At 53.4% G+C, this 2,579-nt stretch carries 2 protein-coding genes and 1 pseudogene; all 3 read left to right on the forward strand.

Going from position 1 to position 2,579, the window contains the following annotated elements; all coding sequences use genetic code 11:
• Window positions 1–348 (forward strand): gliding motility-associated C-terminal domain-containing protein (locus ABH942_RS16600; RefSeq protein ID WP_370033950.1); only part of this gene is annotated, 348 nt, incomplete at its 5' end.
• Window positions 349–424: 76 nt separating this feature from the next.
• A complete protein-coding gene (locus ABH942_RS16605; RefSeq protein ID WP_370033952.1) occupies window positions 425–1,360 on the forward strand; it encodes a type IX secretion system membrane protein PorP/SprF in 936 nt (311 codons plus the stop codon).
• Window positions 1,361–1,377: 17 nt separating this feature from the next.
• Window positions 1,378–2,579, forward strand: a pseudogene (locus ABH942_RS16610) (cell envelope biogenesis protein OmpA); the annotation flags it as partial.

Here is a 2,579-nt window from a genome sequence, read left to right on the forward strand (position 1 = left end):
GCCACAATGCCGATCACCTTTACGGTAACGGTAGGGTCCGGGGCATGCAGCACTACGGCGAGCTTCACGGTTGAGGGCAGTTCCTGCAGGCTTATCCCAAAAGGAATCTCCCCTAACGGCGACTCGCTGAACGACACGTTCGACCTGAGCGGGATGGGAGTAAGGCACCTGAGCATCTTCAACAGGTACGGGACCGAAGTCTACAAGTTCAGGGGAAGCTATACCAACGAGTGGCACGGCCAGGACAGGGACGGCAAGGACCTTCCGGATGCCACGTACTTCTACAGCATCTCCAAGCAGGACGGGACTACGGTAACGGGATGGGTCTATATCAACAGGCAGTACTAACAATCATAAAAAGCAATGGCAGCCTGCCCCAAAAGGAGGCAGGCCGCCATTACACCAAAGAAAACTACAGATACATATGAAAAAAATATATCTCACACTGGCCTTTGCGTTTATGGTCACGGTAGGCGCCCAGGCACAGCAGGACCCGCACTACACGCAGTACATGTACAACATGAACGTGATGAACCCTGCATATGCGGGCTCCAAGGAAAACCTAGCGGTCGGGCTGCTCTACCGCGCCCAATGGGTAGACATCGAAGGGGCGCCGAAAACGGGAACCCTGTCGGTACACAGCCCGGCAGGTAAAAATGTCGGATTGGGACTGTCAGCCATAACCGACAAGATAGGTCCGGTGGACGAGACCAACGTCTATGGTGACTTCTCCTATACGCTGAACCTCGGGGGCGAGCACCGCCTGGCCCTTGGAATCAAGGCGGGAGCCACTTTCCACAAGGTAGGCCTGTTCAGCGACATCGGTAACGGACACGTCCCGGATATCAACGACCCTGCCTTCAGGGAAAACTCGAGCAATACGTTCTTCAATATCGGTACGGGATTTTTCTACTATACCCAAAAATACTATCTTGCGCTTTCGGTACCGAACATGCTCAAGAGCAAACACCTTGACATCAGGAACGACGGAAGGGAATACCAGTTCGGCTCGGAGACACAGCACTACTTCCTGACGGGAGGTTACGTGTTCGAGCTTTCCGAGAACACGAAGTTCAAGCCGTCGTTCATGCTTAAGTCGGCATTCGGCGCGCCTACGTCGCTTGATGTGTCGGCCAACATGATGTTCTTTGACCGCTTCGAGATAGGGGCCACCTACCGCCTTGACGATTCCTTCGGGGGGATGGTCAACTATGCGGTTACGCCCAACATACGTGTAGGCTATGCCTATGACCGTATCGTCTCGGACCTTAAGGTGAGCACGCAGTCCTCGCATGAGATCATGCTGCTGTTCGATTTGAACTTCCCGAAGAAGGTGTCCGTATCACCAAGATATTTCTAACCTAAAAGAGCAAGAAAATGAAAAAAATATACATAGCCGCAGGCCTGCTCCTGTCCATTGCCTCCGGTTACGGGCAGAATAAGAGTTCTGAAAAGGCAGACAGGCTGTACGACAGCTACCAGTATGTTGCGGCCATAGACGAATACCTTAAGCTTGCGGAAGGCAAAAAGGGCGACAGCCATGTCTACAGGCAGCTTGCCGACAGTTACTATAACGTGTTCAATATGCCGGAAGCCGCCAGATGGTATGCCAGGGCAGTTGAGGGCGTCCAGGATGCGGAAACGTATTACCGCTATGCACAGGCGCTAAGGTCGCAGGGCAAATACCAGGAAGCCAACAAGCAGATGGACAAATTTGCGGGCCTGCTACCCAACGACCAGCGAGCCAGAGACCATAAGGCAAACCCGAACTATATCCCGAGCCTTTCCAGCAAGGACAAACTGTTCGATATCAGCGAGACGGCCATCAACAGCAAAGACCAGAGCGATTTCGGGGCGGTGCTCTCCAATGACAACATCCTGTACTTCGTGAGCACGAGGAACAACTCGAACAGGACCGACAAATGGGTGAAACAGCCCTACCTGGACATCTTCCAGTCCATAAGGAATGCGGACGGAACCCTCTCTGAACCCAAAGCGGTCAATGAGCTGAATACCGCCTTCCATGACGGGCCTGTTACGATAAGCGCAGACGGGAACACCATGTTCTTTGCCAGGGACGGCCTTAATGACGGGAACTTCGACAAGGACAGGAAGAACAACGTGAAGATAGGACAGCAGGGACTCTACAGGGCAACAAGGGTGGACGGCAAATGGACCGACATCCAGGCACTGCCGTTCAACAGCAAGAGCTATTCCGTAACGCACCCAAGCCTCAGCCCGGACGGCAAGACCTTGTACTTTACCTCTAACATGCCCGGAGGGCACGGTGATTCCGATATCTGGAAAGTATCGGTTGAGGGCACAGGCTATGGCAAGCCCCAAAACCTTGGATCGAATGTGAACACGGCCGGCAAGGAAGGGTTTCCTTTCATGGGCGATAACGGCATCCTTTATTTTGCATCGAGCGGCAAACAGGGATTCGGGGGACTGGACGTGTTCATGGCAGACCTGGACAGGGATGGGGAAGCGATTAACGTAGGCCGGCCGGTTAACAGCGAGAAGGACGACTTCTCGTTCAGCTTCAATACGGCCAAAAACGAAGGCTACTTCTCCTCAAA

It is taken from the genome of Flavobacterium sp. 28YEA47A, from assembly GCF_041262125.1.
In the GTDB taxonomy this organism is placed as follows: domain Bacteria; phylum Bacteroidota; class Bacteroidia; order Flavobacteriales; family Flavobacteriaceae; genus Flavobacterium.

Bases quoted from the DNA above. Each gene is read 5' to 3' on its own strand.
- ABH942_RS16605 (WP_370033952.1), top strand. From the start codon at position 425: ATGAAAAAAATATATCTCACACTGGCCTTTGCGTTTATGGTCACGGTA.